Genomic DNA, 6,472 nt, shown 5'->3' on the forward strand with positions numbered 1-6,472 from the left:
AAATTTGATAAACCGTCACTGACAGAATGCTTGGAATGTGGCGAAGATATACCGGCTAGACGCCAAGCGATGGGCGGGGTAACGCTCTGTGTAGACTGCCAAAGCGTGTTTGAAAAAAGGGGATGGTGATGGAAAATGATGATTTAGATCTTGATGTTTATTGGCATGAACTGAAACGTCTTGCTACAGCACATAATGAATATATTTCAGACGCTGAAAAAGAAGATTGGTGTTCTCCTTTTTATTCAGGTTGTTCGCCAGCGGAAGTGTTTTACGAAGAGTTTCCAGAGCACTTACCTAAAAATAAGGAGCAGTGATGCTAACCAATAATGAGCAACTCTTAGTAATCACTGGATCTTCTATCTTGCTTGGTATGTTAGTAGTGGCAGTGATTTGGTTGTTGTCGATTGAATTGAATAAAGGGGAATGATTGTGAGTGATGTGGTCTTAGAGTGTTGTGATTGTGGTCATAGATACAATGAAGGCGAAGCCAAGCGAATTATAGACCCCGATAAATGGCATGTAGTGATCCGCGCTTGCCCAGAATGTGATTGCCCTGACTTCTATATGGAGGAAACAGAAGATGACTAATATAACTAATATTCCGCAAGTTATTGACCAGCTTATTGAAGTGATACAAAATGGTGGCGGGTTGATTGACTGGGTACAGGCTGAGCGTTTTGAGCAAATCACTGGTATCAAGCAATCATCGTTACGCGGCAAACATGAGATGTGGCCAGAAGGTATTGTCTGGGCTAAGTTTGATGACGGTCGCCTCTATTATAGTATTGCGGGGTATAACAATTGGGCAAGTCAGCAAGCAGCAAATCGCTGCCCACAGGCGTCACCGACAGAAACGGTACCATCCGAATTTGGTGGATGTGGCACAAAAAGAGACGCTGGCAAACGCTTGAAAAGCTCCCTGCGACAGAACGTGGCTACGCCGCCGCGTCTGTTATCAGAAATCGCCTAGCTGAACATGCCAAATGGGGCACACTTACCGACGATATTATTAATGAATTATGCGGTAATGATGATGCCCCAAAAACCACTCCTACCTTTTTAGACTATGCCAGGCTTTATCTAAAGCAAGCCGACGTCAGCAAAGCCACCTTGCGCGAATACGCAAAATCCCTCGATAGATATTGGATACCTCCCTGGTACCAACGTGAAATTCATACCATTACCGCAAAAGAGGTCCGCACATTGATAGCGGATATTATTTGGTCTAGTGAAAAGACACGTAATAACAACCTAATTCCCTTGCGCGGGGTTTTTGCGATTGCATTGGATGATAGCGTCATCCATGCCAACCCAGTCGATAAAATAAAGAATACCAAGCATCAAGCCCCACCGCCGGACCCATTTAGCCGCGATGAAATGGAGCGCCTGCTTACCTGGTTGCATGACAAACATGGTAAAGATGAAGCTGTATATTGGTTATATTTTGAATTGGCGTTTTGGACAGGTATGCGTACGGGTGAGCTGCTCGCGCTGACTTGGGATGATATCGATTGGGATGCCGGACTAATTAAAGTCAGTAAAGTCATGAGTGATGGTGAGCTGGTCAATCGTACCAAAACCGCTGAATATCGTGATGTATTTTTTAATGCGCGCAGTGAAGATGCGCTGAAGCGATTAAAACGTATTAAATCACCTGTCAGTGATCGGCTGTTTATGTCCCCGCGCTTCATTAATAGTGCGTGGCAAACAGATAAGACGCCAAGACGAGCACTTACAGCAGCGATGAAAGCGACCGGCATACGACATCGAGCCACTTACACAACGCGTCATACTTTTATAACAAACTGTTTAACGGATGGATTGAATATTTACTTTGTGGCCAAACAAACTGGCCATAGCGTGAGAACGCTTGAGACTAGATATGCGCGCTGGATCGACGTGTCGAAAGCACGTAGTGAGATTGCTAAATTAGATACGGGGAGTAGGTGAGATGTTCATTAATCATAAGCGGTGCCCAGAATGTGGGGCAAGATTGAAGCATTACTACTGGTATTGTGGAGATTGTGACAATCAAAATTTGACCAATTGGCCATTGATGATAGCTATAGTTATAGCGTTCGTAATTATGATGGGATTTATCGCGCTTAATTTCTTAGAAAAAGCTTGTAATGACAGCTTTCTTCAGCAGTTAGTCATGAACTGGGGTGTTAATTGCTAATCTGTGCCAAATTTGTGCCAAAAAAATAACTCAACGACCTAAGCCGTTGAGTTATATAGTATTTCTTGGTCGGAACGGCAGGATTTGAACCTGCGACCACTACACCCCCAGTGTAGTGCGCTACCAGACTGCGCTACGCCCCGAATGACTGACTATTTTACGCAAAATTAAGCATATTGCAAGGGCTATTTATTTTAGCCAAAATCTACAATGGCATTTTACTTATCACAGTCAGTTGCATACACAGTTATTCAACCTTAACCCAATAGCTCTTTTAGGATTTGGTTGACTTGTTGCGGGTTGGCACTGCCGCGGCTGGCTTTCATCACTTGCCCAACCAGACCGTTAAAGGCCTTTTCTTTACCGCCGCGATATTCGTCGACCATCGCTTGGTTTTTGGCAATAACGTCTTCAACGATGGCTTTAATCGCGCCTGTATCGGTTTCTTGCTTAAGCCCTTTTTCTTCGATGATTTTATCAGCAGCGTCATCAGCATCGCCGCCTTCGCGCTCATAAAGCGCACTAAAGACTTTTTTAGCTAATTTGCCCGATAAAGTGTCATCTTTGATACGTGCTAGCATACCAGCCAATTGCTTGGCGCTGATAGGCGAGTCGGCGATGTCTTTATCATCTTTGTTAAGGGCACCGAGTAGATCGCCCATAACCCAGTTAGCCGCCATTTTGGCGTCTTGTTGTCCGACCTCAGCGACGACATTTTCAAAGTAATCGGCGAGTGTACGGCTTCCGGTCAAGATACGAGCGTCGTATTCTGATAGTCCAAGCGCTTTTTCAAAGCGTGCACGGCGAGCAACAGGTAATTCAGGCATCGCAGCCTTGATGGCATCGACCGTATGCTGCTCGATACGCACTGGCAATAAGTCAGGGTCAGGGAAGTAGCGATAGTCGTTGGCGTCTTCTTTGGTACGCATGGTGCGGGTTTCATCGCGCTCAGGATCGTATAGCATCGTCGCTTGGATAACTTTACCGCCGTCCTCGATGATGTCGATTTGGCGCTCGATTTCACGATTGATGGCGCGTTCGATAAAGCGGAATGAGTTAAGGTTTTTCAGCTCCGTACGTGTCCCCAAATCTGCGCCCGGCTTACGCACAGAGACGTTACAGTCGCAGCGGAATGAGCCTTCTGCCATAATCGCATCTGAGATACCAAGCCATGTGACCAGCTGGTGAATGGCTTTGATATAAGCAATCGCTTCGGCAGCTGAGCGCATGTCAGGCTCAGAGACGATTTCGATAAGTGGCGTACCTGCGCGGTTAAGGTCAACGCCTGTCATACCATCGACGGCATCGTGTACGGATTTACCCGCATCTTCTTCTAGGTGCGCGCGCGTGATACCCATACGTTTAGGGTATTCGTTTTTCTCGCCTTCATTGACCACGACATCGATATAACCTTTGCCAACGATAGGGTTGGCCATTTGGGTGATTTGATAGCCTTTAGGCAAATCGGGGTAAAAATAGTTTTTACGGTCAAAGGTGTTAAATAATCCCAACTCAGCATTGACACCGATACCAAACTTTAAGGCTCGATCGACCACGCCCGTATTCAATACAGGCAATACGCCAGGCAGCCCTAAATCAACGATACTGGCTTGGGTATTTGGCTCATGACCAAAGTCAGTCGGCGCGCTGGAGAATATTTTACTTTCAGTATTGAGCTGGCAATGAATCTCAATCCCGATGACCACTTCATAGCCATCGACGAACAGCTCTTTGCGGACGATTTCTTGCTGAGCGGCATTATCAGTAGTAGTTGCTGTGTTCATTATACCGTCTCCTTCGCGATGGTAGAGTGTTGTAAATGGTGGTCGGTATGCTGCTGGAATAGGTGCGCGGTAGAGAGCAACTTGCTTTCTTGCCAATATTGACCAATCAATTGCAAACCAATTGGCAAACCGTTTGTGGTTAACCCAACTGGCTGACTAAGCGCAGGGAGACCAGCTAAGTTAACACCGATGGTATATACGTCACCCAAATACATGGTTGCAGGGTCGAGGTCTTCAGCAAGTTTATAAGCTGCTGTTGGCGCGGTAGGACTGGCGATGACATCACAATTGTTAAAGGCGTCTTCAAAGTCTTGTACGATGAGTCGGCGTACTTTTTGAGCCTTAGTGTAATAGGCATCAAAGTAACCGGCTGATAGCGCGTAAGTACCGGTCAAAATACGACGTTGTACTTCAGGGCCAAAGCCTTCTGAGCGTGAGCGCGTATATAAGTCGAGCAGGTCAGTTGGATTCTCACAGCGATAGCCAAAACGCACGCCATCAAAACGCGATAAGTTCGAAGACGCTTCAGCAGGGGCGAGCATATAATAAGTCGCAAGGGTAATTTCAGGGTCAGTGATGTTGACCTCTACAATCGTCGCCCCAAGCGCTTCGTATTGTTTTAGCGCTGCACGTACCGCTTGCTCAACCTCAGCATCTAAGCCTTTGGTAAAGTACTCTTTTGCCACGCCAATACGTAAGCCTTCTAATGGCTTGGCGTTGTCGCCAGCAGCAGTGACGGCATCATTTAAGTCTTGCACGTAATCTGGCATATCATGCTTGATAGAAGTGGCGTCGCGTGGGTCGTGACCAATCATCGGTTGTAGCAGATACGCACAGTCCATAGCACTGCGGCCCATGCTACCCGCTTGGTCAAGACTTGACGCATAAGCAATCATACCAAAGCGCGAGATACGACCATAAGTTGGTTTGATACCGGTTAAACCACAAAATGAAGCAGGCTGACGGATAGAACCACCAGTATCGCTGGCAGTAGCGACTGGGATAAATCCTGCGGCAACGGCAGCGGCACTACCACCTGATGAGCCACCTGGAACGCGCTCAAGATTCCAAGGGTTGTGTACCGCGCCGTAATGTGAGCTTTCATTATCCGAGCCCATCGCAAACTCATCCATATTGAGCTTACCAAGGCTAATCATGCCGGCTTTATCGATATTGGTGACGATAGTGGCATCATAAGGTGACACAAAGTTATGCAGCATTTTTGAGCCACAAGTCGTTAAGACACCTTGGGTACAAAAGATATCTTTATGCGCCATCGGCACACCAAGCAGAGGACGCTTGTCACCTTGCGCGCGCATTTCATCTGCCGCTTGTGCTTGCGCGCGCGCGGTTTCGGAGGTGTGGGTGATAAAGCTGTTAATCTTACTGTCGAGCTCGTCGATACGCTTGATATAGTGCTCAGTTAATTCCGCACTGCTAAATTGTTTGTCTTGCAAGCCCGTAATCAGCTGCTGGGTACTTAAAAGGTGAAGTTCAGACATAAGGTGTCGTCCGTCAAAATGTGAATAACATTAAATAGAGTAGGGTATAAATAAGAATTATGAGAATAATTACTCAATCACTTGGGGCACAAGGTATAAACCCGCTTCAACAGCAGGCGCGACCGATTGATTGCGCTCGCGATTGATATCGTGTTTGGCGACATCGGCGCGCAAATCTTGGCAAACTTCATGAATGTTTGATAAAGGTTTGATACCAGTAGTGTCGACACTGCCAAGCGTTTGCATCAATTTTAATACGTCGCTGATATCGTCGGCGTAGCTGCTGGCGGTGTCTTCATCAACACCGAGGCGTGCAAGGCGGGCAACTTCTAAGATTTCTTGGCGGCTGACATTGCTTTCAGCGGCGAGGGTTGGCTGTGACATAGTTTCTCCAGTGAAGGATGGTTTTTATTAGAGTAGGGATAAAAATAGGTAATGACTAATAACTAAGTAAAGTAATAATTAACTAAATAAAGTAATAATGTTTAAAATACACGCAAATAAACAATCTATCTGAGTATTTTATAAAGAGTGCCTTTATTATAAAGCATCTCACCGAAGATTACAGAGCAGGGCAGTGATTGCTACTGTATCTTTACTAACTTTACTCAAATAAGAGCGTTACAAAATTGACCGAATAGTTATGGATTGATTGTCAATTGCTCAGCATTGCGTTCAGAAATACGTTACAGTATGCAGCCACTGCTCAGCGAAACGTTAAGTAAATGACTTTAAATGTCTTAGCAAAACCCGCCGCAGCAATAATACTTGGTGATCGCGCCTTGTTAGTGTTTGAATTAAATGATGTTTCATTAAATGGCATGCTCTGCTCTGTCATTTCAAACTTTGTAACATCTTTTCGCGTTTAACGGCAAAATCCTAGCGTACTGATGCAAATTTCTGTGTTTTTTTTGAGCTAAATCGGTATAATTTAGCTCAGTTTTTTCATTTCATCATTATTGCTTCGGTTTGACTTGCTGCGATGATAAACTCGCGCCATCGGT

General features: G+C 45.6%; 7 protein-coding genes and 1 tRNA gene. 4 read left to right on the plus strand and 4 right to left on the minus strand.

Annotated features, from left to right (window positions below; genetic code table 11):
* The first annotated feature begins 30 nt into the window (after nt 1-30).
* The 4 genes from V7D75_RS05905 to V7D75_RS05920 all read left to right on the plus strand — a co-directional run bounded on the left by V7D75_RS05905 (nt 31) and on the right by V7D75_RS05920 (nt 1,953).
* Complete coding sequence (locus V7D75_RS05905) at nt 31-129, plus strand: TraR/DksA C4-type zinc finger protein (protein WP_442968923.1); 99 nt, start codon at nt 31-33, stop codon at nt 127-129.
* On the plus strand, nt 129-317 hold the full coding sequence (locus V7D75_RS05910) for a hypothetical protein (RefSeq protein ID WP_333613810.1): 189 nt from the start codon (nt 129-131) through the stop codon (nt 315-317). The genes V7D75_RS05905 and V7D75_RS05910 overlap by 1 nt, the downstream gene beginning before the upstream one ends.
* Before the next feature lie 266 nt (nt 318-583).
* Nucleotides 584-973, plus strand: coding sequence for a hypothetical protein (locus V7D75_RS05915; protein WP_333613811.1), 390 nt, complete (start codon nt 584-586; stop codon nt 971-973).
* Nucleotides 880-1,953, plus strand: coding sequence for a tyrosine-type recombinase/integrase (locus V7D75_RS05920; RefSeq protein WP_333613812.1), 1,074 nt, complete (start codon nt 880-882; stop codon nt 1,951-1,953). Before V7D75_RS05915 ends, V7D75_RS05920 begins: the two co-directional genes overlap by 94 nt.
* 295 nt (nt 1,954-2,248) lie before the next feature.
* On the opposite strand, the gene V7D75_RS05925 is transcribed toward V7D75_RS05920, so the two are convergent.
* From V7D75_RS05925 to gatC, 4 genes are all read right to left on the minus strand, one after another.
* Nucleotides 2,249-2,325, minus strand: a tRNA-Pro gene (locus tag V7D75_RS05925).
* Between the two features lie 114 nt (nt 2,326-2,439).
* Nucleotides 2,440-3,966 carry an Asp-tRNA(Asn)/Glu-tRNA(Gln) amidotransferase subunit GatB gene (gene gatB, locus V7D75_RS05930; RefSeq protein ID WP_333613813.1) on the minus strand — a complete coding sequence of 509 codons (1,527 nt, stop codon included), beginning with the start codon at nt 3,964-3,966 and terminating at the stop codon, nt 2,440-2,442.
* Nucleotides 3,966-5,468 carry an Asp-tRNA(Asn)/Glu-tRNA(Gln) amidotransferase subunit GatA gene (gene gatA, locus V7D75_RS05935; protein WP_333613814.1) on the minus strand — a complete coding sequence of 501 codons (1,503 nt, stop codon included), beginning with the start codon at nt 5,466-5,468 and terminating at the stop codon, nt 3,966-3,968. The genes gatB and gatA overlap by 1 nt, the downstream gene beginning before the upstream one ends.
* A 69-nt stretch (nt 5,469-5,537) precedes the next feature.
* Entirely contained in the window at nt 5,538-5,852 is a 315-nt protein-coding gene (gene gatC, locus V7D75_RS05940) for an Asp-tRNA(Asn)/Glu-tRNA(Gln) amidotransferase subunit GatC (protein ID WP_201541946.1), read from the minus strand.
* Between the last annotated feature and the right edge of the window lie 620 nt (nt 5,853-6,472).

The sequence above is a fragment of the Psychrobacter sp. genome, assembly GCF_036731945.1.
Lineage (GTDB): Bacteria > Pseudomonadota > Gammaproteobacteria > Pseudomonadales > Moraxellaceae > Psychrobacter.

Coding starts and splice junctions, on each gene's coding strand:
- V7D75_RS05910 (WP_333613810.1), top strand. CDS start 129: ATGGAAAATGATGATTTAGATCTTGATGTTTATTGGCATGAACTGAAA.
- V7D75_RS05915 (WP_333613811.1), top strand. CDS start 584: ATGACTAATATAACTAATATTCCGCAAGTTATTGACCAGCTTATTGAA.
- V7D75_RS05920 (WP_333613812.1), top strand. CDS start 880: ATGTGGCACAAAAAGAGACGCTGGCAAACGCTTGAAAAGCTCCCTGCG.
- gatB (WP_333613813.1), bottom strand. CDS start 3,966: ATGAACACAGCAACTACTACTGATAATGCCGCTCAGCAAGAAATCGTC.
- gatA (WP_333613814.1), bottom strand. CDS start 5,468: ATGTCTGAACTTCACCTTTTAAGTACCCAGCAGCTGATTACGGGCTTG.
- gatC (WP_201541946.1), bottom strand. CDS start 5,852: ATGTCACAGCCAACCCTCGCCGCTGAAAGCAATGTCAGCCGCCAAGAA.